The sequence below is a fragment of the Chitinophaga caseinilytica genome (genome assembly GCF_038396765.1).
Taxonomy (GTDB): domain Bacteria; phylum Bacteroidota; class Bacteroidia; order Chitinophagales; family Chitinophagaceae; genus Chitinophaga; species Chitinophaga caseinilytica.
Map to the genome: position 1 here is coordinate 5,767,675 of NZ_CP150096.1, position 22,535 is coordinate 5,790,209.

The 22,535-nt window shown below is 55.9% G+C and carries 22 protein-coding genes; 7 read left to right on the plus strand and 15 right to left on the minus strand.

Translation table 11 applies throughout. The annotated features are described in order from the left end of the window. Positions 1 to 69: 69 nt before the first annotated feature. From WJU22_RS23835 to WJU22_RS23845, 3 genes are all read right to left on the minus strand, one after another. Complete coding sequence (locus WJU22_RS23835) at positions 70 to 1,233, minus strand: FecR family protein (RefSeq protein ID WP_341840674.1); 1,164 nt, start codon at positions 1,231 to 1,233, stop codon at positions 70 to 72. Positions 1,234 to 1,320: 87 nt separating this feature from the next. Next, a complete protein-coding gene (locus WJU22_RS23840) occupies positions 1,321 to 1,917 on the minus strand; it encodes an RNA polymerase sigma factor (protein ID WP_341840675.1) in 597 nt (198 codons plus the stop codon). A 159-nt stretch (positions 1,918 to 2,076) separates the two neighbouring features. Beyond that, a complete protein-coding gene (locus WJU22_RS23845) occupies positions 2,077 to 2,892 on the minus strand; it encodes a class I SAM-dependent methyltransferase (protein WP_341840676.1) in 816 nt (271 codons plus the stop codon). Positions 2,893 to 3,087: 195 nt separating this feature from the next. Here WJU22_RS23845 and WJU22_RS23850 point away from each other — a divergent pair, with 195 nt between their 5' ends. Next, positions 3,088 to 3,963 (plus strand): AraC family transcriptional regulator, encoded by an 876-nt coding sequence (locus WJU22_RS23850; protein ID WP_341840677.1) that lies wholly within the window; start codon positions 3,088 to 3,090, stop codon positions 3,961 to 3,963. A gap of 31 nt (positions 3,964 to 3,994) precedes the next feature. After that, entirely contained in the window at positions 3,995 to 5,005 is a 1,011-nt protein-coding gene (locus WJU22_RS23855) for a hypothetical protein (protein ID WP_341840678.1), read from the plus strand. Between the two features lie 37 nt (positions 5,006 to 5,042). Here the strand turns inward: WJU22_RS23855 and WJU22_RS23860 are convergent, their stop codons facing one another. Then, the gene (locus WJU22_RS23860) at positions 5,043 to 5,906 is read right to left on the minus strand and encodes a sugar phosphate isomerase/epimerase (RefSeq protein WP_341840679.1); all 864 of its coding nucleotides are present in this window, start codon (positions 5,904 to 5,906) and stop codon (positions 5,043 to 5,045) included. 316 nt (positions 5,907 to 6,222) lie between these two features. Here WJU22_RS23860 and WJU22_RS23865 point away from each other — a divergent pair, with 316 nt between their 5' ends. The 4 genes from WJU22_RS23865 (at position 6,223) to WJU22_RS23880 (ending at position 10,975) form a co-directional block, all read left to right on the plus strand. Then, positions 6,223 to 6,999 carry an alpha/beta hydrolase gene (locus tag WJU22_RS23865; RefSeq protein ID WP_341840680.1) on the plus strand — a complete coding sequence of 259 codons (777 nt, stop codon included), beginning with the start codon at positions 6,223 to 6,225 and terminating at the stop codon, positions 6,997 to 6,999. Positions 7,000 to 7,218: 219 nt separating this feature from the next. Next, complete coding sequence (locus WJU22_RS23870) at positions 7,219 to 9,375, plus strand: sigma 54-interacting transcriptional regulator (RefSeq protein ID WP_341840681.1); 2,157 nt, start codon at positions 7,219 to 7,221, stop codon at positions 9,373 to 9,375. A 251-nt stretch (positions 9,376 to 9,626) separates the two neighbouring features. After that, positions 9,627 to 10,382 (plus strand): SDR family oxidoreductase, encoded by a 756-nt coding sequence (locus tag WJU22_RS23875; RefSeq protein WP_341840682.1) that lies wholly within the window; start codon positions 9,627 to 9,629, stop codon positions 10,380 to 10,382. A 233-nt stretch (positions 10,383 to 10,615) separates the two neighbouring features. Next, positions 10,616 to 10,975, plus strand: coding sequence for a YciI family protein (locus tag WJU22_RS23880; protein WP_341840683.1), 360 nt, complete (start codon positions 10,616 to 10,618; stop codon positions 10,973 to 10,975). A 70-nt stretch (positions 10,976 to 11,045) separates the two neighbouring features. Here WJU22_RS23880 and WJU22_RS23885 read toward each other — a convergent pair whose 3' ends face one another. From WJU22_RS23885 to WJU22_RS23930, 10 genes are all read right to left on the minus strand, one after another. Then, the gene (locus WJU22_RS23885; protein WP_341840684.1) at positions 11,046 to 11,825 is read right to left on the minus strand and encodes a succinate dehydrogenase cytochrome b subunit; all 780 of its coding nucleotides are present in this window, start codon (positions 11,823 to 11,825) and stop codon (positions 11,046 to 11,048) included. Between the two features lie 27 nt (positions 11,826 to 11,852). Next, complete coding sequence (locus WJU22_RS23890) at positions 11,853 to 13,133, minus strand: NAD(P)/FAD-dependent oxidoreductase (protein ID WP_341840685.1); 1,281 nt, start codon at positions 13,131 to 13,133, stop codon at positions 11,853 to 11,855. 91 nt (positions 13,134 to 13,224) lie between these two features. Continuing rightward, positions 13,225 to 14,418: an RNA polymerase sigma factor gene (locus WJU22_RS23895; protein ID WP_341840686.1), complete on the minus strand. Its 1,194-nt coding sequence runs from the start codon at positions 14,416 to 14,418 to the stop codon at positions 13,225 to 13,227. A 70-nt stretch (positions 14,419 to 14,488) separates the two neighbouring features. Then, a complete protein-coding gene (locus WJU22_RS23900; RefSeq protein ID WP_341840687.1) occupies positions 14,489 to 14,830 on the minus strand; it encodes a YciI family protein in 342 nt (113 codons plus the stop codon). A 31-nt stretch (positions 14,831 to 14,861) separates the two neighbouring features. Then, positions 14,862 to 15,320, minus strand: a complete 459-nt coding sequence (locus WJU22_RS23905; protein ID WP_341840688.1) for a carboxymuconolactone decarboxylase family protein — start codon at positions 15,318 to 15,320, stop codon at positions 14,862 to 14,864. Between the two features lie 82 nt (positions 15,321 to 15,402). Next, entirely contained in the window at positions 15,403 to 16,410 is a 1,008-nt protein-coding gene (locus WJU22_RS23910; protein ID WP_341840689.1) for a bestrophin family protein, read from the minus strand. A 3-nt stretch (positions 16,411 to 16,413) separates the two neighbouring features. After that, positions 16,414 to 16,584 carry a hypothetical protein gene (locus tag WJU22_RS23915; protein WP_341840690.1) on the minus strand — a complete coding sequence of 57 codons (171 nt, stop codon included), beginning with the start codon at positions 16,582 to 16,584 and terminating at the stop codon, positions 16,414 to 16,416. 164 nt (positions 16,585 to 16,748) lie between these two features. After that, the gene (locus WJU22_RS23920; RefSeq protein WP_341840691.1) at positions 16,749 to 17,216 is read right to left on the minus strand and encodes a DUF4268 domain-containing protein; all 468 of its coding nucleotides are present in this window, start codon (positions 17,214 to 17,216) and stop codon (positions 16,749 to 16,751) included. Positions 17,217 to 17,261: 45 nt separating this feature from the next. Then, positions 17,262 to 19,382 carry a cation:proton antiporter gene (locus WJU22_RS23925; protein ID WP_341840692.1) on the minus strand — a complete coding sequence of 707 codons (2,121 nt, stop codon included), beginning with the start codon at positions 19,380 to 19,382 and terminating at the stop codon, positions 17,262 to 17,264. 3 nt (positions 19,383 to 19,385) lie between these two features. Further along, complete coding sequence (locus tag WJU22_RS23930) at positions 19,386 to 19,958, minus strand: hypothetical protein (protein WP_341840693.1); 573 nt, start codon at positions 19,956 to 19,958, stop codon at positions 19,386 to 19,388. Between the two features lie 193 nt (positions 19,959 to 20,151). Between WJU22_RS23930 and WJU22_RS23935 the strand changes: the two genes are divergently transcribed. After that, a complete protein-coding gene (locus WJU22_RS23935; protein ID WP_341840694.1) occupies positions 20,152 to 21,621 on the plus strand; it encodes a DEAD/DEAH box helicase in 1,470 nt (489 codons plus the stop codon). A gap of 4 nt (positions 21,622 to 21,625) precedes the next feature. Here WJU22_RS23935 and WJU22_RS23940 read toward each other — a convergent pair whose 3' ends face one another. Next, positions 21,626 to 22,462: a glycoside hydrolase family 16 protein gene (locus WJU22_RS23940; RefSeq protein WP_341840695.1), complete on the minus strand. Its 837-nt coding sequence runs from the start codon at positions 22,460 to 22,462 to the stop codon at positions 21,626 to 21,628. Positions 22,463 to 22,535 lie beyond the last annotated feature (73 nt).

Consider the following 22,535-nt stretch of genomic DNA (forward strand, 5'->3'; position numbering starts at 1 on the left):
ACCGTTTACGGAGAGATTATGTCGGTTTTTTCTTCATAACGATTTTAACGGTGGAATGATGATTGATGATTATGGTATAACGATGATCTTTTTCCCTTCTATCCTGAACCGGATGCCACTGAGCTCCAGTATTTTCAATACATCCTTCACACTGCTGCTCCGCTCGATCTTACCGCCGAATTCCCGGTCGGGAACAGCGCCTTCATAGGAAATTTCCGCGTCGTACCACCGCCCCACCTGGCGCATGACGCCGGGCAGCGATTCGTGGTTGAAATGGAAATACCCGTTCTTCCAGGCCACCGCTTCCTCCACGTCTACCCCATCCTGGATGCTCATGTTCCCTGCGGGATGGGCGGTAACCTGCTGGCCGGGGCGCATGTCCAGCGAATGCCCGCCCTGGTTCACTTTCACGGCGCCTTCGAGCAGGGTGGTCCGCACGGTGGCTTCATCTTCATACGCCATCACGTTGAAATGCGTGCCCAACACCTGCACCGTCATGTCTTTCACCTGCACGCGGAACGGCTGCTGCACGTTCTTCGCGATCTCGAAATACGCCTCGCCGCGAAGCTCCACCACGCGCTCCTTTCCGTTGAAGGCCGTCGGGAACCGCAGCGACGATGCGGCATTCAGCCAAACGGACGAGCCATCGGGCAGGATGATGCGGAATTGTCCGCCGCGGGGCGTGGCCAGGGTGTTGTAGGTCACGTCTCCCTGCGCGCCGGCGCCCTGGTAGGCCAGTTGCCCGCTGTCCAGCTTGATGACCTGCACGTTGCCCTGGCTGGCGATGGCGCCATTGCCGGCCGTATCCAGCGTGATGGCCTGGCCGCCCGCGAGGTACAGCACGGCTTTGTTGCCGCCGGGGACCACCTGCAGCTGGGCTTCCCCGTCTGCCACGAGGGGTTTGGGCCCGGAAGTGCGCATCCAGAAAAACCCGACGGCCGCGATCGCCAGTACGGCCGCCGCAGCCCAAACGGGGCGCAGTTTCCGGACGATGGATCGCTGCGGAACGGGTTTGCCGGTACCGGAAAGGATGCGGTGGCGGATGGCGTCCATCCGCGCGGGGTCTGCCTGGCCGTGCGCAGACTTGTCGCGCAGCATGCCGCCCACAGCCTGCTCCCATTGCCGGCGCATGTCCGGATCGCCGAGCGAGTCCAGCAGCCGGGAAGCCTCTTCCTGGCTCAGTTCTTCGTTCAGGTAACGTTTGAGTAAGTTGGAAAATGTCTGTTTGTCCATAACGTGCGATCGGGTTGCCGGCAGGGCCGGGCCGTATGGTAAAGACGCACAGCTCCGCGAAAGGGAGGTGCCGGGAGCAAAAAAATTTCAGGAAAGGAAAATCAGCGCCCAAAGCGCGCCCATGGCTCCGGAGGGATGGTTGGAAAGGGTTTTGCGCAGCGTGGCGATGGCCTGCACGATATAACTTTTAATGGTGATCCGCGAAACGCCCATGGTGGTAGCGATCTCTTCGTGCCGCATCCCTTCGAACCGGCTGAGGGTGAACGCCCGCTGCTGTTGCGGCGGCAGTTGCCGGATGGCGGTCATCACACATTGTTCCAGTTCGCGGAATTCCGCCGCATGATCGGCCTGCTGCCCGCCGCCTTCGTGGAGGAACTGAAGCACATATCGCCGGTAAGCATCCCCCGAAGCGAGTTTGCGGAAACGGGTGTAGATGAGGTTACGGGCCGTGATGAAAAGATATCCTTCCAGCCGCGCCACTTCCGGCAGCTCTGCCCGTTTTTCCCATAAAATGGTGAACACGTCCTGCGCGATGTCTTCCGCCATGGAGGCCGATTTGGTGAGGGCCAGCGAGGTGGAGTAAACGGCATCCCAATACCGGTCGAACAGCGTGCGGAACGCGCCTTCGTCGCCACGGGCAAGCCCGCGCAGCATTTCGCTATCGCTATGTGGAATTTCGTGCATGACCGGAAAAAGAAATTGGCTGATAAACCGTCGAAATAAAATTAGTAAAAATTCCGAAGCCACAAATTATTAAAGCCCCGGCAAAAAACCGGGGCTATGTGCAATATGCGGGACCGTTCCCAAATTCGATCAGGAATAGCGGGAAGCGGCGTAAAAATGCTATCTGCGGTTGACGGTCACTTTCAAAAATGTGGCGGGGATCAGCGTGGTGCCGGCGGAGCCGCTTTCGTTCTTGTCGTTGAACAAGGTTTCCAGTTCCTGCTGCAGTTCGGCCGATTTCCCGTTTTTTTCCGCGGCTTCGTAGGCATTCATGGTGGGGCCGTAAAACTGGCGGAAGCGGTCGAGGAATTCGGCGGGCGAACAATCGATCCCGAAATGGAAGGTTTCCCTTTCGAAGGAAATATCGTCCTTAGACACGCCGGCGTTCACGAAACGCTGTGTCACATGATCTTCCACGCCCCAGAGCATCGGGCTCACGAAACCCTCGGGCGGCGGCGGTGTGTAGGCGGAACTGATCTTCAGTATCTGCGCCACGAGTGTCGGATCTCCCGGGATCCAGTTGCCCATCACGATGCGGCCGCCGGGCCGGGTCACGCGCACCAGCTCGCTGGCCACGTCTTGCGGCCTGGGTGCGAACATGGCGCCGAAAATGCTCACGGCCAGGTCGAACTGCTGATCGCCGATGCCCTCCAGGTTGGTGGCATCGCCTTCGCGGAACTCAATATTGGCGAGCTTCTCCGCCTCGGCACGCCGCTTTCCGGCCGCCACCAGGTTGCTGGCGATATCTACACCGAGCACATCCGCGCCCAGCTTCGCTTCGGGAATGGCCGTGGTACCGTCGCCACAGCCGAGGTCCAGCACTTTCATGCCCGGGGAAACACCCAGCCGGGATACAAGCGCCGCTCCGCTTTCGCGCATGCTCTCCGCAATTTTAGTGAAATCGCCTTTCTCCCATAACGCTTTGTTTGGATTCATTTTGATTGGATTTTAACATGAAAAAATTCGTGTCGCCACGATTGGGGTTTATTAAATGTGTATTATTTGGGGTGATGTTGACAAATGTGAAATTAACTACAAACAGGCGTCGGGACATGACTTCCGGGTCCAAAGATTTGACTTAAAAGCTCAGCTGCGGGGAATTCCGGAATTTCCCTAAATTTAAGGATAATTATGCTCAACTTCTTTGAACGCGTATTGCAGCATCCCCAATTTTACCGCCAGTTCACCTGCGGCCAATCGCTCATTACCGCCTTCAACTGCCCCATGGAAGCCCGGCTCATGCAATCCCGCTTCGCGGACTTATGGACGCAGTACAATTATCTGTTTTATGTAATCGACGGAGAGAAAACGTGGCACACCGCCAAGGGGGCGTATCATATCGGGAAAGACAGCTGCGTATTCGTCCGCAAAGGCGGGTTTATCCTCGAGCAGATCATGGACACCGGTTTTTGTGTGGTCCTGTTCTTCATCCCAGACGCGTTCATCTGCGAAACCCTCCAGGCCCGGTCCAAACCGCTGGCCGCGCACCAGCGCCACTATGAGCCGGTCATGCTTCTGGAATCCAGCGAAAAACTGAAAGGCTTCTTCCTGTCCATGTCTGCCTATTTCGCCGAAAAGCAGGATCCCGACCCTTCGCTCCTGGAACTCAAATTCCGCGAGCTGGTGCTCAACATCGCAGACAATCCCGTCAACCAGGAACTGCTTTCCTATTTCTGCTCCCTCATGCACGAACCGCGCGGCATTCAGCTGGAACGCGTCATGGAAGACAATTTCTGCTTCAACCTGAAACTGGATATTTACGCCGAACTGAGCAACCGTAGCCTCTCGGCGTTCAAAAGGGATTTCGAAAAAACCTTCGGCACCACGCCCGGCAAATGGCTGCTGGAAAAACGTTTGCAACATGCGCGCATCCTCCTGAACAACCGCGACAAATCCGTTTCCGACGCCGCTTTCGAAAGCGGGTTCGAAAGCCCTTCGCATTTCAGCCGCGCTTTCAAATCGCGCTTCGGCCAATCGCCCGCTACCTTGAAAGGGAATGCTTCGTAAACCCGTACCGGAAAACCATTTATCTGACAATATGCTTATGCGCAACCTGACTATTATTTTCCTGCTCATCATCAGCAGCACACTATCCGCCACCTCACAATCCATTCCGCCCGGCATGAACGGCGTGCCGGCCTGGTTCTCCGCGTGGGACTTCGTTTGCGGCCACAAATTCGGCTCATCTCCCGAAACGCCCGTCATCTTCCTGTACGACGATTCCTTGTATTATTCGACTGCCCCCGTAGCCGCTACGGACAAGCGTTTCCATTGCCCCGGCCCCGGCGGCAAAACGCTGGAATGGTATACCGGCGCGCATCATGGAACGTTGCGCATCCCCGATGGACAGCTGGTGCCGCTGGGGCTCATGTCTTTCGCCGCGGCAGATTCGGCCGGTCATCCGTTCTTCGTGATGGCCGTTCCCGGTTTCTGGGAAAAAGCCGGTGTGCAAAGTAAAGAGCTGGGGCTGGACAAGCTCGTCACGGCCGTGTTCCTCCACGAATTCGCGCATACCCGCCAGCAGCGGGGAATGGGCGCTACGGTAACCGCCATCGAACAGCAACATCCGTTCAAAGATCCGCCACTGTCAGACGATATCGTGCAGCATACGTTTTCCAAAGACAGCGTGTATACCGACGGCTGGCGAAAGGAAACCGACCTGTTTTACCAGGCCGCATTCCACACCGATAAACAGGCCAGGAAAAAACTGACCTGCGATGCGCTGCGGATGTTGCACGAGCGGCAGGCCCGTTATTTCACGGGCGACAAAAAGATTTTACGTGAGCTGGACGATATTTTCCTGACGATGGAAGGATTGGGGCAATTTTCGGGGCTATACTGGCTGCAACATCCGGCTGGCGGAGGTTTTACATACGACGTCGCCGTGGAAGGGATGCGGCGGAAGCGGAATCAATGGTCGCAGGAGGAAGGGCTCGCCATGTTCCTCGTCCTCGATCGGCTCGATGTTGAAAAATGGCCGCGGCAGGTGTTGGCCGACGAGCCGGAAACGATCGTGCAATTATTGCATTCGGCATGCGGATGCCCTTAGAAAACGAAAGCGGGAAGCCAGGCTTCCCGCTTTTTGTTTATGCGAATTTTTTAGTGTCGAGGTAGCGATGGCTTTGTTCGATGCTTTTGAAGATATCGCCCTTGCTTTCGTCCTGCTCTACGAACCATTCCTTCATGCCCGCTTTTTTGCGCGCGGCGAAAATGCGGTCGAAATCGATGGAACCGTTGCCTACTTCCGTAATGTCTTCCGAACCTTTTTCGAGGTCTTTCACGTGCCACAGCGGGAAGCGGCCAGGGTACCTTTCGAACCAGGACACGGGGTCCTGCTTCGCTTTTACCGCCCAGTAGAGGTCCATTTCCATGTTCATCATGGCCGGATCGGTGTTTTTGAGGAGGTATTCGTATAAGAGGGAGTCGTTATATTTTTCGAATTCGAAATCGTGGTTGTGATAGGCGAACTGGATGCCGGCGGATTTGGTTTTCTCACCGGATTTGTTCAGCAGATCGGGCAGTTTCGCGTAGAATTCGCCGGTCCTTTCTTCGGGGAAGAGGTAAGCGCAGGCCATATATTTTGCGCCGATGGCGTGCATATCCTCTACGGCTTTATCCCAGCCGTCGAGCAGCGTGCCTTTCATTTTCATAGCGTGGCCGGGCAGATGGTGCGAGCTCCGGACCTGCATGCCCGTTCCCGACAAAATGGATTTGAATTCCGACACGCTTTTTCCGAAGAAAGTGCCGTTGTAGCCGTAAATCTCCAGTTTGTTGTACCCGAGTTTGGCCAGGCGTTCCAGGGTGCCGGGGAGGTCTTTCGCTACCGCATCTCTCACCGTATACAGCTGGATGCCCAGTTTTTTGGAGGCCGATGGGCTGGCCCAGAGGGAGGAGGTCGACAGTCCGGCTGCGCCGATCGCCAGCGATTTGATAAAATTTCTTCTTTGCATGTAGAGTAGATATGATTTGGGTGATGATAGACGCCGGGCCCACTGTTCAGACCCGATCCACATGCAATGATAGAAAAAACCCCTTGTATTTGGCGAGGTAAATCCCTGCAGACCAGGATTAAATATTTTTTCAAGGGCATCCGGGCAGGAAAGCATCTTTTCAACACCTTTTGCGAAAAAACGAAATACAGCGCGCGCTTTCGCCGATTGACGGAATCCAGCGGAGGGAAAAACCCTCCCGTTTTCATGAATGATTCTCAATCAATTATTTAGGGCATTGGCCTGCCGCTTGCAAAATAACGGCAAACTTCAAAGTATGTCTATCATGAAACAAACCCTCGCCGCCGCGTTCCTTTCCGCGGCCGCATTTTTGGCCCCATCGCAAGACGCGCAGGCCCAGGCTGCCCCCAAAGGCGTAAAAAACATCGTGCTCGTACATGGCGCCTTCGCCGACGGTTCCAGCTGGGCTAAAGTGATCCCCGGGCTGCAGGCCGCCGGGATGAACGTGATCGCCGTGCAAAACCCGCTCACTTCCCTGGAAGACGACGTAGCCGCCACGAAAAGGGCCATCGCATTGATGGACGGGCCGGTACTCCTTGTAGGCCACTCCTACGGCGGCATGGTGATCACCGAAGCCGGCAACGACCCCAAAGTGGCCGGGCTCGTATATGTGTGCGCGCTCATTCCGAACGATGGACAATCCGCCACCGATGTAGGAGCTGCCTTCCCCACCGCACCCGGCAACGCCGAGATCAGGCCCGATGCGGAAGGGTTTCTCAGCCTCACCCGCAAAGGCATCCGCGAACATTTCGCGCAAGACCTTCCCATGCAGGAACGCGACGTGATCTTCGCCACACAAACGCCCTGGGCAACCAAAGCCACCGTCACCAAAATCTCCACCGCCGCCTGGAAATCCAAACCCTCCTGGGCTATCATCGGCACCGAAGACCATATGGTGACGCCTCCGCTGGCAAGGGCCGAAGCGAAAATGATCAAGGCCAAAACCACCGAACTGAAAGCAAGCCACATACCCATGGTGTCTTTGCCCAAAAAAGTAACCGACATTATCCTGGGCGCCGCCCGGGAACTGTAACCGGATTGCATCGTCCCCATAGCGTGTACATGGATAAACCCGGGCCGTCGTGCCCGGGTTTATCGTTTTTTGGGGGATAAACAACGAATTCCATCATACTGATTGTCAACAACTTCGCATTAACGCATAATTTTTCAGCCTGAATTTGTCCAATTATGAATTCCCGATTGTTTTTAGAACGAGACCCATGATTTAAAACATCAAAATCTGTCCATTAGCATGAAGACTTCAACTACCAACACCGCCGCTCCCGCCCGAAAAACCATGATGGTAGCCGGCTACACGAACGAACGCCCGCATTTCCCCGATTTGGGCAATATTACCGAAGCGCGCGAGAAACGCTTCCTCCTTGATTTTTGCAGCGAGATCGCGGCCGCCCGGTCGCGGGCCGATCTCTCCCGCGCTTTGCGCAACGGACTGAAAAGGATTCCGTCGGCCGGAGGGTTCGTCGTCCAGCAGGTCCAAAACGATCAGACAACCACCAATTTCATATATGACGAATCGCTCGAAACCGTCGACGCCGCGCTGGTCCGGGAACTGGCAACGGCGAAACTGCCCCTCCGCGACGGGTTGCAGGACCGTGTATTGCAGAGCGAAATCCCATTGTTGTTCAGCGTCAACACGGAAATCGCGCGGGGTAACGATGCGCCGTATCTGCGGATATGGAAGAAAGCGGGGATCAATATCGTGACGGGAACGGCGCTGCGGACGGGAGACCATCAGCACGGCATACTCTGGTTGGGCGTTGCGGACATCGATATCCCGCTGCTGCAGGGGATTAGTGCGCACGTTTCCATCGCCATGTCCAACATCATCGCCCACGAAGAGCTGGTGCGCCGGGAAAGGGAAGCCGCTTTCCTGCACGCGTTCAGCCGCGACATTGCCGCCATCCGCACCAAAGCCGATCTCCAATCCGCGATCTCCCATGTGTTACATAACGTCCTCAACATCCGGCTGGCCGTCATCCGGACCATCGACGAAGACGGCGCAACCCTGTCTCCTTACCTATTCGACGAAAGCATGGTGGGCGACCAGGTGGAATGGTTCCGTTCGCTGATAGCGCGGAAAATAGACATCCACCACCCGCTGTCCGCACTTGTGTTGCAAAACGACGGGCCGGTCGTATTTAACGTTTCGGAGGAAGCGGCCAAAGGAGATGAAGAGCCGATTGTCCGTTTCTGGGAGTCTTTGGGGATGGAGCAGGCGTTCGGCGTGCCCCTTCGCATGGGCGACACCAATATCGGCACGCTCTGGCTGTTGACCAACGATGTGAATATGCCCGTCCTCAACAGCATTTGCGCGCAGATTTCCATCGCCATTTCCAATATGCTGGCGAACGGGAAAATATTGGCTTACAAGCAGCAACTGGAGAACGGAAGCGATTACCTGCGCGAACAGATCAAAACGATCTACAATTTTTCCGGGATCGTAGGCAGCGGTGCGCAGATGCAAAAAGTCTACCGCCTCATCACACAGGTGGCGGCATCATCGTCGACCGTACTGTTGACCGGCGAAACGGGAACCGGCAAAGAGCTCATCGCCCGGGCGATCCACAACGCATCGCCCCGGAAAAACAGGCTCATGGTGAAAGTGAATTGTGCCGCGCTGCCGCCGCACCTCATCGAAAGTGAATTGTTCGGGCATGAAAAAGGTGCGTTCACGGGAGCGATAGACAGGCGCATCGGGAAGTTCGAACTGGCCGCCAACAGCACGCTCTTCCTCGACGAGATCGGGGAAATGCCGCTGGAATTGCAGGTAAAACTGCTCCGCGTGCTGCAGGAACGGGAACTGGAAAGAGTGGGCGGAAAGGCGACGATCAAGGTGGACGTGCGCATCATCGCCGCCACCAACCGTAACCTGGAAGCGGAAGTGCGGGCCGGAAGGTTCCGCGCCGATTTATTTTACCGCCTCAACGTATTCCCCATCCACCTGCCGCCGCTGCGGGAACGGGTGGAAGACATCGAGCCCCTGGCCAACGCGTTCATCACAAAATTCAGCAAGCACATTGGCAAAAGGATCAGCGGCATTTCCGCCAAAGTGTTGAAAGAACTCAAAAGCTACCATTGGCCCGGCAACGTCAGAGAACTGGAACACCAGGTCGAACGCGCCATTCTCCTCAGTGAAGATGCCACCATACGAGAAGTGCATCTGCCCGATCGCACGCGGCCGGAAAACGACGATGCGCTCCCGTCCGCAGCTTTTCCCCAAACACTGGAACAGATCGAAAAATCGTATATCATCGAAGTCCTGAAACGCTGCGGCGGCAAGATTTCCGGCGTGGGCGGCGCAGCGGAGGCCCTCGAGATCCCCGGCACCACGCTGCATTCCAAAATGAAAAAACTCGGCATCCTCAAAGCGGATTACTTCAATATTTAAAACCCGCACAAACGAAACACCGGCCGGAACTTTCGCAGTTCCGGCTTTTTCATGCGCAACATCCACTGCATTTCGTGAAACATCCCGCTTTCCGCTGAATAACGTCAATGAAAAACACTTCAAAACAATACATCAATTTAATTATCAACACTTTATACCAATGGCATCTCGATTGCCTGAAAGCATGCATCCCGGCATGGCACACGCAAAAACCGGTAGCGACACAAATACAAACATCAAAATATCAACATATGAAAATCGTAGTAATCGGCGGGACCGGACTAATCGGTTCCAAAACCGTGGAACGCCTGCGCAAGGAAGGCCACGAAGTGATCGCAGCATCGCCCGCATCGGGCGTGAACACCATCACCGGCGAAGGGCTTTCCGAATGCCTGAAAGGCGCAGACGTGGTGATCGACGTAGCGAATTCGCCTTCTTTCGATGACGGCCCCGTGATGGAATTTTTCCAGACCTCAGGCCGTAACCTGCTGACCGCCGAAGCGAAAGCGGGAGTGAAACATCATATCGCGTTGTCGGTAGTGGGAACCGAAAGACTGCAGGAAAGCGGCTATTTCCGCGCCAAAGCCGCGCAGGAAGACCTGATCAAAAAATCCGGCATTCCCTACTCCATCGTCCACTCCACCCAGTTCTTCGAATTCCTCGGCGGCATCGTAGCATCTGCGGCGAAGGGCGAGAACATCCATCTTTCCCCGGCTTCCATCCAGCCCATCGCGTCTGACGACGTAGCTGCGGCGATGGCAGACGTGGCCACCGGCGCGCCGATCAATGGAACCCTGGAAATCGCAGGCCCCGAAAAAGTAAGCCTTTCCTCGCTGGCCGCGCGTTACCTCCGCGAAGTCGACGATCCGCGTACGGTGGTTTCCGACGTGAACGCAAAATATTTCGGTGCCGTGCTGAACGACCAATCGCTCGTTCCCGGCCCCAACCCGCGCATCGGCCGTACCGACTTCGGTACCTGGTTCGCCACGCGCCCGGTGAAGAATTAGGGTGTAAAGGTTGTACCCGGTGCTGATTGTAACGAAGATGACGGGTGTCAGCTCGCTGTGGCTGTTGTAACTGGCATGCGCTTTCCACCCGTTCGCGCATGGAGCCCACCTAACGCCGGCGCGGCCCGTATCCGCGACATCCGGTCAACAACGCAGCGACACACCAGCACCCCGTACACCACTGCCCATCATCCATCCCAACATCATTCAGTCATTTATAAACATCAATAAACATGCAAGAGTTCCTCCTCGTGATCCACAGAGATCTGACCAGCGCCCATCCCAAACCCAGCCCCGACCAGATGAAAGAAGCCCTCAAACCTTACCAGGAATGGGTGGCGGGCATCGCCGCGCAAGACAGACTGGTAGCGCCTCCCAAACGTTGGGACGTAGACGGAAGGGTGATCCGGTTCGATAAACAGCAAGAACAGATTCAGACCGGCCCCTATGCGGAAGGCAAGGAATCCATCGGCGGACTTTTCCTCATCAAGGCGAAAGATTACGACGAAGCCGTTGCCCTCGCCAAAGGCTGCCCCATCATCCAGTACGGCGCCATCGTGGAAGTACGCATGGCCATCCCGCCGGTTGCTTAACCCGGCCGGCAAACCGAACGAGAAAAGCCTTTGCAAAACGCAAAGGCTTTTTCATTTCCATAAGCACCATTCAAATTAAGCTCCTGATATAAAACACGACCGGCATCGACGCGAAAGCGATGGGAATGATGACCGCAAACACCCAAACGCCGATCCACCTTATCATCGGAGTGTATTTTCCATGCGCGATCCCGGCAGACTGAAACGCGCTCTGGAAGCCATGATACAAATGATACGACACCGCCACCATCGCAAAAAGGTACAGCAGCACATACCATAGCAGGCTGAAACTTTCGGTCACGATCCCGTACAGGTCTTTCACCCGCACGATCTCCGTATCGCCTTCCGTCAGCACTGCATATTCGAAATGCGGCGAGGCGGGATAGTACGTGGTGGAAGTGATGCGCCCGTCTGTAAGGTTTTTCCGGTATTCGCGGTACGTCCCTTTCGTGAACATGTACCGGCCCCAGAAATTGCTCATGTGGATGACGAGGAACAGGAAAATGATGCTTCCCAGCAAGCCCATGTTCAGCGAAGCCCAGCTGGATTTTGCTTTCGAAGGAACGGCGTATTTCACCGGCCGCGCCCGCCGGTTCTTCAGGGTTTGCACGATCGCATACCACGCATGGATGAGGATGCAGGCATAAAGGACGTACGCGATGGCCGTCACAGGCGGGAAATGCGTCATGAAATGCGCGTAGATGTTGAAGGTGTAGCCCCCGTCTCCCGCAAACAGCGTAAGATTGCCGCCCAGGTGCACGATGAGGAAAAGGCAAAGGAACAGTCCTGTCATGGACATGATCAGCTTTCTCCCCAAAGACGAGCGGAACAGTAATTTAAAACTCATCATGGTAATTCTGGTTGTGGAACAGCCGCCTCAGCCCCGGTTTTCGCGGTTCCCCGGCCGGAAGATCAGGCGCAGGGCCTGGTCGCGGGTAGCGTAGGCAACGGCCCAGTTATACAGCGTTTTGATTTTGTTGTTGTAATTGACGAGCGACATGACGTGGATGAAAAGCCATCCCAGCAAACCGATCAGTCCACCCAGATGCAGCTTGTGCCGGAAAAGGTCTGCCACGGCGAATTGCCGCCCGATGATCGCCATATCTCCCCGGTCGAAATACCGGAAAGGCTGCATGGGCTTCCCTTTCGCCAGGCGCAACAGGTTCTTCGCCAGCGTTTTCCCCTGCTGGATGGCGGGTTGCGCCACCTGCGGGTGACCGTCGGGATACCGGTCGTCCGTAAACTGGATGCTGATATCGCCGATGGCGAAAATGTCGGTATATCCTTTCACTTTATTGAATGCATCGGTGATCATCCTTTTTCCCCTTCCGATACTTTCCGGGGCAATGCCGTTGAAGGAGTTGGCGACTACGCCCGCGGCCCAGATCAGGGTGCCGGCTTCGATGGCAGTACCGTCAGACAATTCCACGCTGCCGTTGCGGAAATCCTTTACCTGTGTGTTCAGCTTCACGTGCACGCCCAGTTTGTTCAGCGTCTTAAACGCCGCCACATGGGTTTTGGCGCTCATGGGCGCCAGCAGGTTCGGCGCGCCGTCTATCACATGGATGTTTACCGGTGCTTTGGCCAGGGTAGGATAATCGTTGCCGAGGATGTATTTCTTCGTTTCCGCGAGCATGCCGGCCACTTCCACGCCGGTGGGGCCGCCGCCGGCGATCACGACCGTCAGCATGCGCCGGCGCGCTTCAGGATCGGTTTCGAGCGAGGCTTTTTCGAGGTTTTTCAGCAGTTCGTTGCGCAGGAACAGCGCATCATCGATCCCCTTCAGCGAAAACGAATGCTGGCGGATGTTTTCGTTGCCGAAGAAATTCGTTTTCGATCCGGCGGCGAATACCAGGATGTCGTAAGTCAGTTCGGAACCATCGCCCAGATGAAGTCTTTTCCCGGCGGTGTCTACATCGTTTACCGTTGCCATCCGGAACGCGACGTTCTTTCGGCGGAACAGCCGGCGGAAAGGATAACTGATGCTCGAAGGCTCCAGGAAGCTGGTGGCCACCTGGTAGAGCAAGGGCGTAAAATAATTGTAGTTGTTCCTGTCTACGACCGTGATATCGTAAAACTTGTTCCTGTAGAGGCGTTTCACGAAATTCAGTCCGGCGAACCCGCCGCCGATGACGACTATATGCAATTTATCTTTCATGGTCTTATGTTTTTGCCGGAGCAAAGCATGGGCATCCCGGGCCATGGTGGCCGGTTGCGGTTTGTGCGAAAAACGTACATGGAAAGGGAGATCAGCGGCCCGGGAGCGCCTTCAGCTCCGCGATGTATTTTTCCATCGCGGCGATGCCCGCGGGCGTGTGCGCCAGTTGCAGCGCCGATCCATAATGCTGCAGCGCCTTTGCGTCGTTGATGCCGGTATACAGATTGCCGAGCAGCGCGTAATAAAAATGATTGTCTGTCAGCGCCAGTTTCTCTGCTTCCCGGATGGCTGCAGGTTTCCCTTTTACCTGCGCGATGGCGTACGTCCGGTTGAGCGCGGCCATGGGTGAGTATTGCAGGATAAGCAGCTGGTTATAGAGGTCGAGGATATTCTCCCATTTCTCCCGGTCGTCTGCCTTATGCGTATGCCACCAGGCGATGGCGGCTTCCAGGTGGTACGTACTGAGATTGGGGACGGTGGCGGCCTGGTAGAGATAATATTCTCCTTTTTCGATCAGTTCGCGGTTCCACAGGCTTTCATCCTGCTCCTGGTACAGCACCATTTCCCCGCGTTCGCTCACGCGCGCGTCGAACCGCGATGCGTGGAAGCACATGAGCGCCATGAGGGCGTTCACGGCCGGGAGGTCGGTCTGCGGCGATTCCAGCAACAGGTAGCAAAGCCGCATGGCTTCCACACAAAGGTCGCGGCGCAGCACCATATCGTGCGACGAAGAAAAATATCCTTCCGAAAACAGCAGGTAAATCGTTTTCAGCACCACATCTATCCGGTCGTTGATTTCTGAAACGGTGGGCTGGCGGATGGCGAGCCCGGCTTCTTTCAGTTTTTCCTTCCCTCTGCTCAGCCGTTTGTAAATAACGGCGGGTGTGGTGAGATAGGCGTCGGCGATCTCCTGCGCACCGAATCCGCAGAGCAGGCTCAATGCAAGCGCCACCTGCGATTCCGGCGGAATGGAAGGGTGGCAGACAGTGAACATCATGGCGAGCTGACTGTCTGACACGTTCCTTTCCGATAAATCGATCTCCAGCATTTCCCCTTCGGGCGTTCCGCGCTTGAGATCGGTGAGCAGCTGCCGCTGGAAGAAGTCGTTCCGTTTGAGCCAGTTCAGCGTTTTATGCTTCGCGACGGTGTACAGCCATCCGGCGGGGTTTTCGGGCACGCCTTTGGCGCTCCACGATTCGGTGGCCGCGAGAAAAGTTTCGCTCACGATGTCTTCCGCCTCGTCTACATGGCCTGCTCCAAAAAGGGAACACAGTACCGAGATCATCTTCCGGTATTCCGTTCTGAACAAATGCGGTATTAATTCCCTTTCTTCCATCCTCCGGACATTAACGCCTTTATTGGACCGCCATGCGGATTTCCACGGTGCCACCCAGCTCCAGGATGGGCGATCCTTCCGCGATCCTCACGGCAGCTTCGTAATTCTCCGCGCGGATGACGATGAACCCGCCGATCGATTCCTTGATCTCGGCAAACGGGCCATCGGTCACGCTTTTATCGTGTTTAACCACTTTGCCCGCGGGCTCCCAGGGCTGCAGGGGCCTGGCCAGCAGGTCGCGCGCCTTGAGATCGTCGAACCACGCCCGCCACCGGCCCAGGTGCGCTTGCAGCTGTTCCGGCGACGGTTGTGTTTCCTTTGTCTTGTAATCTCTTCTGAATACCAACAGGAATTCGTTCATAATGCAAATTTTAAGTTCGTTCCTTCGGAGCTCAACCGAACTGTCCGGGTTGGTAGGTACCTACTGCGGCTGGGTTCGGAAAAGCGATGTTGAAACGGTTCCAGGTGTTGATGGAAGATACCACCAGCGTGAGGTCGATCAACTCTTCGTCGGTGAAAAATACCTTCACGCGCTTGAATGTTTCGTCGGGCACGTTGCAGGCGGTCACCGCTTCGGCCCAGGCCAGTGCGGCCCTTTCACGATCGGAGAAGAACGGTGTTTCGCGCCAGGCGGCGAGTGCGTACAGACGCTGTTCCGTTTCGCCGTGGGCGCGGGCGTCTTTGGAATGCATATCCAGGCAAAAAGCACAACCGTTGATCTGCGATACCCGGAACTCAACCAGGTGCTGCAATTTAGCTTCGATCGGTGATTTCTTCAGATAAGCACCCATCCCGAAGAGCGTTTTGAGGGCGCCCTGCCCTTTTTCCATGAAATTAATCCTTTGTTCCATTTATATTCGTTTTACTATACTAATGACAATCGAATCCCCTCAAATTGGACATTTTTTCCAACTTTTTTTATCCAAATGATTATCAAATAATTATATCGTTCTGCGGCACAATTGGCGGCGGCAGTTCCTTTTCTCCCAGCATTTCCCGCAGGTCGATTTCGATGGCGCGGCAGATCTGGGAAATGGGCACGTCGTTGGAGTTCCCTTCGAAAGGGTTTTCCGTGCTTTCGCCGACCTGCACCAGCGAGGTATAAATCCAGGAGATCATGACGCTGAACGGGATCAGCAGCCAGACCATATGCCCGTGCAGAAGCCCCGGCGCGGCGCGGTTCAGGCTGTCGAATTCCCGGAGCAGGCCGAACGGCAGCAGCGCACAGAATATCCGCACGAATATATTATTGACGATGGAATACTGGCGGGGATAGGGCGTGTCTTTCAGCGATTCGCTCTGCGCCGTTTGCGCGAAAAACAGGTTGATCGTGCGTTGCAGCTCGATGAATTGCGCCAGCTGGACGGTGTTCTCCCCATAAGCGGCTTTCACCGCGGCGCTCTGCATGGCCAGCAACTGCGTGGTTTTGCTCCGCACGCCGGCGATCTGTTGCAACTCCTCCGGCGAAAGGTACTTCGCCAGTTCGGATTCCAGGCTGCTGGTGCGCTCGGGAATGGTATAATACTGCTGGTATTCTGCATTATGCTGCACGTCCGTAGATTCCCAGACGCGCTCGCCGCGCAACTGGTACCGCAAGGCCGTGAGCCAGGCGAAATGCCGGTACACGAGCGCCCGCGCAATGGACGAATCCCCGAAATAATCGCGGCACATAATGCCCCAGGTATTGCTCGTATTGCCGATGTTGGTCCAGATGTTCTGCGCGTCGCGCGTGCGGTTGTAGCTCTGTGAATTCTTGAAACCTACGATGAACGCCGTGGCCGTTCCAAAAAGCGACACCACCGTCCATGGAAGTACCAGCCACCGCAGCCCGAAGGTTTCGTACAGGATAACGGGAACGGCGCCAACCACGGTGAGGATGTACAGATCGCGGCGGGTCCAGTACAGGAAATCGGTGAGGCGGTATGATTTGCCGATGTGCATGCGTCAGGGTTCCTGGGGTTGAGGATTCTCTTCCGGGCTTTCATCTGTCCTGATCTGATCGTCGAGAAACTCGGAGCCTTGCCAGGTGTCGTGTTCGCGGACGGGCGCGGGGATCGATACGTCTGACGGATCGTCGGGGCGGATCCCCTTTCCGAATTGCGGATGTTGTGACATGTTGCAGCGTTTTTTGGTGATGAATGATGTCGGGGATGGAGAGGCAAGCCCTGTGCCACCAGTACAACTATTTCACAATCAAACACTTAATACAATATTCATCTTTCCCGGCTCACGATATTTCGCCAACCCGCAACGATTCCGCGATATTTAGCGAGGCTTTCCTACGATCCGCTCAAATCCTCGAACGGATATTTCCGCTCGCTCCAGAACGCGTCCAGCGCCAGGATCCTCGGCTTGAAAAACGAGATCAGCGCCGGCCAGTCCTCCTGCCGGAACACGCTCACACCGGGCAATTCCTTATAGATCCTGCTGATGGTTTTCCCATAATCATCGCGCGTGTGCAGCTCCCAGGTCCAGGTTTCGCCGAGATGGCTTTCGAGGGCGGATTTGAATTCCCGGAACTGCTCGAAGAAAAGTTCCTGTACGCCCGCGTCAGGGTGGGCGACCTCAATGGCGATGGCGGCGTTGCGGTGGCCTGCCTGCATCCGGAAATAGATATGTTTCACACCGGTTTTGTAATTGGTCCAGTTGACGCGGTTGCCTTCGGCAGACATGTGCGGGGCGATGTACTGGCCGAAAGCGGTCCAGAAAGCTTCTCTGATGCGGGAGGTTTCTTCTTTTGAATACAAATCCGGTAATATTTTGGCGGATGCAAGTTAGGATTTTGAGCGCTATCATTTAAAAACCCGGCCGATGACGTTCCCGATCTCCATGAAATCCCGGTGATTGCTGACCGACCGCTTCTCCACCAGTCCTTCATCGTCGGCAAAGGGGAAGATGAGCAGATAGGTACGGTCTTTGAGCCGCCCGTTCAGAAAATCGGGCAGCCGCCGCATTTCCCGGGTGTACGACGGCGAGCCCTGGCGCGCCATGAGCGCCACGAAAGCCTCGTCTTCCTTCACCCCCGACGCGATCCCTTCCGCCTCGCGCCAATGTTGCAGCTCACGGATTTCCGCTTCCAGGCTGGCTTTCGACAAGATGCGCTCCAATATTTTCCGGGTTTCGGCGCTCACGTAAAATACCATCTTCGCCCCCGAATTCCGGCCGATGTTCCAGACGCGCAGCAAAGCGTGAAAGAAACCCGGCTCCATTTCCGCGCGCGCCGGAATGAGCACGGCGTAGCGTTTGATGGTGGACACGGGCTGAGCGGCGTGATAGATCAGCACGTTCACATGGTCGTTATGCAGATAGCCGTTGTGCAGGTTATAGACGAACGAAGGCGAAAATCCCTTTTCGTCCTGCAGCACGAACACCACGTCCGTAATTTTCTGTTCCTTGATGACGTTGCCGATGCCAGATACCACATCCGCATCGTACCGCGTCAGGGGAACGAGCTCCACATCGGCCGCGGCAGCGGTTTCCACCGCTTCGTGCAGGATTTTTTCCGAGTTTTTGATGGCGGATTCGTTCTTATCGTCGTCGATGACGCTGATCGCGAAAAGCCTGTTGCCGGCCGATTTGCCGCGGACCAGCAATCCCAGGTTCACGAGTTTCTCGACCGTTTCGCCGTGGTTCACGGCCAGCAGGATGTGGTCTTGCTCCCGGCTGTTCCCCGACACCGTGTCTTCATTATCGGCTTCCGCGATGCGCCGTGCGCTCGACAGGGAAACGAACGACGAAATGGTGCAAGACACCAGGATCAGCAAAATACTGCCGTTAAGCACGTGCTCGTTCAGCAGGCGGACAGGCTCGCCGGTGGCTGTTTCCGACAGGATGATGTTGTACCCTACCATTACGGAAGCCAGTGTGGCCGCGGCGGAAGCGGTGCTCATGCCGAAGATGAGGATGCCTTCGTCGCGGGTGAGCCGCAGCGTTCTGCGGGTGGCCATGGCGGCGAGGTATTTTCCGCCGATAGACGCGATCATCATTACTGCCGCCACGCCCAACGTCTCCCATCCCCTGAAAAACACTTTAAAATCGATCAGCATGCCCACGCTGATGAGGAAAAAGGGAATGAAGATCGCATTCCCCACGAACTCCACGCGGTTCATGAGTGTAGAGGTGCGCGGAATGAGCTGGTTGAGCGCCAGCCCCGCGAAAAACGCGCCGATGATCGCTTCCACGCCCGCCACTTCGGCCAGCAGCGCGGCCAGGTAGATCATCACCAGTACAAAAATATATTGCGATATCTTGTCTTCCACCCGCTTGAAAAACCATCGCGCAATGATGGGAAAAACGAGCAGCACCACGAGCACGAAAGCGACCATGGAGATCGACAATTGCGCCCAGAACCCCGCGCCCACGTCACCCTGCGTCATGCCCACCACCACCGCTAACACGAGCAAAGACAGCACATCCGTGACCATCGTTCCGCCCAACGTGATGTTCACGGCAATGTTCTTCGTGATGCCCATTTTGCTGATGTAGGGATATACGATGAGGGTTTGCGAGGAAAAAAGACTGGAGAAAAGCACGGTGGTCAGCATGTTGAACCCGAGGATGTAATATCCCCCGATGATGCCCAGGCCGAAAGGAATGATGAACGTAAACGCGGAAAACAGGAGGCTTTTCCACTTGTTCTTCTTGAAATCGCCCATGTCGATTTCGAGGCCGGCGAGGAACATGATGTACAACAGCCCGGTGGTGCCCGTCACCACCACGCTGCTGTCGCGCGAGAGGAGATGGAAACCGTTGGGGCCCACGAGCGCCCCGGCGATGATGAGCCCCAGCAGGTGCGGCACTTTGATCTTGTTCAGCAACAGCGGCGCGCCGAGGATGATGATCAGCTCCAGCAGGAATTTCAGTAGTGGATCGTCGATTGGCAGCGTCAGGTGCCCGATACTCAGCAGGATCATACATTATTTATTTGAAGCCCGGACCAATTCTACGGTGAACCTCGCGGTACAGCCGTTCTCCATTTTCAGCAGCTGGCTGCCCTTGATGGTACCCGTTCCGCTGCGGCTCAGTTCCACATCCATTTCCACCCGCCGCTGCGCACTGGAATCCGACCGGAAATGCAGGCGCACGGCCGAACTGTCGAACGCACCGGCATACACGCGCACCAGGGCATTGCGGTCGAAAACTTTGGTGAAAAGGCCGGCGGAATCGGCCGAAAACTCCCAGGCGCCGGCGCGCTGATCGCCCACCACGTATTCGCTGCACGACGATTCCTTGCAGACGGTCTTGCTATTCCACCGCCCCAGCACATCTTCCGGCCATGCCTGTTCAGTGATGGCGCCCAGCGTGTCTTTCACGGCGAGTAAACTATCCCGCCAACGGAGGAGCGCGCGGTAATCGGCTTCCTTCAAGGCAAACTGTTTCTCCTTTTCCGCCAGCGCCGCTTCGCGCGATGCGAGCTGCCGTTCCCGTTCGGCATCCTTGCAGGCGGCCATGGCCATCAGGCAGAAAATCATGGTTACAAATTGCTTCATCGATAAAAATATTGGGGGGGATGAATGGGAATGGAATGCAATGCATGGCCAGTCACCGCTAAAATCCCTTAATTTCCTTTCCGATTCAATCAACAAAAAATATCCGAAATTGTTCCGGCGGATACGGCGGCGGCGATTCCCCGAACTATTCCGTACCTTCGCGCATTCCAGGTCAGGAAATGTAATATTCGGGATGGTCCAGCTTCTCCAACAATACCACGATAACCGCGACGCACAGGAAGCCATCAGGCTGATCGCCTATACCCGCCAGTCGGTTTTCCTAACCGGCAAGGCCGGAACGGGTAAGTCTACCCTGCTGCGCAACCTCATCGCCCACATCCCGAAAAAATACATCGTGCTCGCTTCCACCGGCGTGGCGGCGCTCAACGTCGGCGGCCAAACCATTCATTCCTTCTTTCTCGTAGAACCGCGCCCCTATTTGCCGCAAGACAAAGGCGCGGCCGATCTGAACGAAGAAAAAACGGAGCTCCTCAAGCAGGTAGACCTGATCATCATCGACGAAATTTCCATGGTGCGGTGCGACCTCATGCAGGCCATAGACCTCACTTTGCGCAAAAACCTCCGCTCCGCGCTGCCCTTCGGCGGCAAGCAGCTTCTCGTTATCGGCGACCTGCTGCAACTGCCGCCCGTGATCGACAATAAACGTGCCGGTGAAGTGGAGATCATTTCCGGGAACTATACCACCCCATATTTTTTCAGTGCGAAAGCTTTCGAAGAAGGTTTCCGGATGCAGATCATCGAACTGAAGCGCGTGTACCGCCAACCCGATCCCGCTTTCGTGCAGGTGCTCAACGCCGTGCGCGACAATACCGTGCAGCCATCCCACCTCGCCACGCTCAATACCCGGCACGATCCCGATTATGAGCCATCCGGCACGGAGCTGGAGCTGATCCTCTGCACCACCAACGCCATCGCCGACGCGGTGAACGAACAGCGGCTCAAGGCGCTGGAAGGTGAAATCAATTCCTACAAAGCTTTGCTGACGGGTGATTTCGAGCAGGAAGCACGCAGCGGCGGCAACCGGCTGCCCGCGGAATTGCAGCTGCAACTGAAAACGGGCGCGCAGGTCATGTTCATCAAGAACGATAAGGAAAGGCGCTGGGTGAACGGTACGCTTGGGAAAATCACCGCGCTCGAAGAAGAATATGTGGAAGTGCAGCTGGACGAGGGCGAAGTGGTACACCGTGTCGATAAATCGGAATGGGAACACATCGAATACAAATGGAACCGCCAGAAGGAAGAGATTGAAAAGATCGTGACGGGCACCTTCCGGCAGCTGCCGCTGAAACTCGCATGGGCCGTAACCATCCATAAAAGCCAGGGACAAACGTTCCAGAAAGTGATCATCGACCTGGGGAACGGCGCTTTCGCGACAGGGCAAACGTATGTGGCGCTCAGCCGCTGCACGAGCCTGGAAGGCATCCGGCTGAAAAAGAAAGTGACCCTGCGCGACGTCCGCTACGATCCCCGCATCGAATTTTACCTGCAACACATGATGGGTGGGAATATGGAAGCGGAAAAACAACGCGCCATCGCAGAAGGCATCCAGGCCCGCATTGCGGAGATCGGCGCGGGAAACCCCAAAAACGAAACCGAGCGCGCCGCCCTGGAAGCGGAACGCGCCCTGCTCGAAACTGCCTGATCCTTTACTGGTATACTTTCACCCAATCCACGATCATATTCACCGGAAGCGTTTCCGGCTTCACTTTTCCTACCCAGTTTCCGCCCAGCTGCTGATCGATGAGGATGTAGAACGCCTGGTCGAACGGCCACTGCGAAGCATCTACGCCCTGCACGCGCGGATAGGTGAACGTTTCCTTTCCGTTGAGGATGTACACGATTTTATCCGGATACCATTTCAGGCCGAACACGTTGAATTCATCCTTATTGAAAACCGCCGTGCCGCCGTGTTTGGGGTTATCCGCCTGTTTCAATTCGAGTGTGTACCAGGAATGTATCGTCTGGTAAATGATGGAGTCGTAGTTAAGGTGCTCCATGATATCTATTTCCCCGTTTTTCGGGTATTTGCCGTATTTGTCTTTTTCGGCGAGCATCCACATGGCGGGCCAGGCGCCCTGGGCGCTTTCGAGCTTTGCGCGGATCTCGATCTTGCCGTACTGGAACGCGAATTTCCCTTTCGTCCAGATACCGCCGGTGAGGAACGGGCGCTCGTCGGCCGAGGGGTCTGGGTTCACGATGCCTTTGAGATACAGGAGCCCGTCTTTCAGCTCGTAGCACTTATCGTCTTGCGTCATGTGCCTGTTCCAGTCTGATTTCCCGGGCGGGATGCGCGTCCACTTCGCCGTGTCGATCGTTTTGCCCTTGAAATCATCTTTCCAGACAAGTTTCCAGTTCTCGTTCTCCCGGCCGGGGCGCTGCTCGTACATATAACCATCTACCAGCTGATACGCCGGCGTTTTACAGGCGGCGAAGGCGCCGAGGAATGCGAGGAAGGCTGCCGGTTTGGCGAAAGATCGGATCATACTTTTCATATCAAACAATCAATAAAAAGGTAAAAATATCATCATCCCTCAAGCGGAATGCCGCTAAATTAAC

Excerpts from the sequence above, each read along its gene's own strand:
- WJU22_RS23835 (WP_341840674.1), bottom strand. The coding sequence starts at position 1,233 with ATGGACAAACAGACATTTTCCAACTTACTCAAACGTTACCTGAACGAA.
- WJU22_RS23840 (WP_341840675.1), bottom strand. The coding sequence starts at position 1,917 with ATGCACGAAATTCCACATAGCGATAGCGAAATGCTGCGCGGGCTTGCC.
- WJU22_RS23845 (WP_341840676.1), bottom strand. The coding sequence starts at position 2,892 with ATGAATCCAAACAAAGCGTTATGGGAGAAAGGCGATTTCACTAAAATT.
- WJU22_RS23850 (WP_341840677.1), top strand. The coding sequence starts at position 3,088 with ATGCTCAACTTCTTTGAACGCGTATTGCAGCATCCCCAATTTTACCGC.
- WJU22_RS23855 (WP_341840678.1), top strand. The coding sequence starts at position 3,995 with ATGCTTATGCGCAACCTGACTATTATTTTCCTGCTCATCATCAGCAGC.
- WJU22_RS23860 (WP_341840679.1), bottom strand. The coding sequence starts at position 5,906 with ATGCAAAGAAGAAATTTTATCAAATCGCTGGCGATCGGCGCAGCCGGA.
- WJU22_RS23865 (WP_341840680.1), top strand. The coding sequence starts at position 6,223 with ATGTCTATCATGAAACAAACCCTCGCCGCCGCGTTCCTTTCCGCGGCC.
- WJU22_RS23870 (WP_341840681.1), top strand. The coding sequence starts at position 7,219 with ATGAAGACTTCAACTACCAACACCGCCGCTCCCGCCCGAAAAACCATG.
- WJU22_RS23875 (WP_341840682.1), top strand. The coding sequence starts at position 9,627 with ATGAAAATCGTAGTAATCGGCGGGACCGGACTAATCGGTTCCAAAACC.
- WJU22_RS23880 (WP_341840683.1), top strand. The coding sequence starts at position 10,616 with ATGCAAGAGTTCCTCCTCGTGATCCACAGAGATCTGACCAGCGCCCAT.
- WJU22_RS23885 (WP_341840684.1), bottom strand. The coding sequence starts at position 11,825 with ATGATGAGTTTTAAATTACTGTTCCGCTCGTCTTTGGGGAGAAAGCTG.
- WJU22_RS23890 (WP_341840685.1), bottom strand. The coding sequence starts at position 13,133 with ATGAAAGATAAATTGCATATAGTCGTCATCGGCGGCGGGTTCGCCGGA.
- WJU22_RS23895 (WP_341840686.1), bottom strand. The coding sequence starts at position 14,418 with ATGATCTCGGTACTGTGTTCCCTTTTTGGAGCAGGCCATGTAGACGAG.
- WJU22_RS23900 (WP_341840687.1), bottom strand. The coding sequence starts at position 14,830 with ATGAACGAATTCCTGTTGGTATTCAGAAGAGATTACAAGACAAAGGAA.
- WJU22_RS23905 (WP_341840688.1), bottom strand. The coding sequence starts at position 15,320 with ATGGAACAAAGGATTAATTTCATGGAAAAAGGGCAGGGCGCCCTCAAA.
- WJU22_RS23910 (WP_341840689.1), bottom strand. The coding sequence starts at position 16,410 with ATGCACATCGGCAAATCATACCGCCTCACCGATTTCCTGTACTGGACC.
- WJU22_RS23915 (WP_341840690.1), bottom strand. The coding sequence starts at position 16,584 with ATGTCACAACATCCGCAATTCGGAAAGGGGATCCGCCCCGACGATCCG.
- WJU22_RS23925 (WP_341840692.1), bottom strand. The coding sequence starts at position 19,382 with ATGATCCTGCTGAGTATCGGGCACCTGACGCTGCCAATCGACGATCCA.
- WJU22_RS23930 (WP_341840693.1), bottom strand. The coding sequence starts at position 19,958 with ATGAAGCAATTTGTAACCATGATTTTCTGCCTGATGGCCATGGCCGCC.
- WJU22_RS23935 (WP_341840694.1), top strand. The coding sequence starts at position 20,152 with ATGGTCCAGCTTCTCCAACAATACCACGATAACCGCGACGCACAGGAA.
- WJU22_RS23940 (WP_341840695.1), bottom strand. The coding sequence starts at position 22,462 with ATGATCCGATCTTTCGCCAAACCGGCAGCCTTCCTCGCATTCCTCGGC.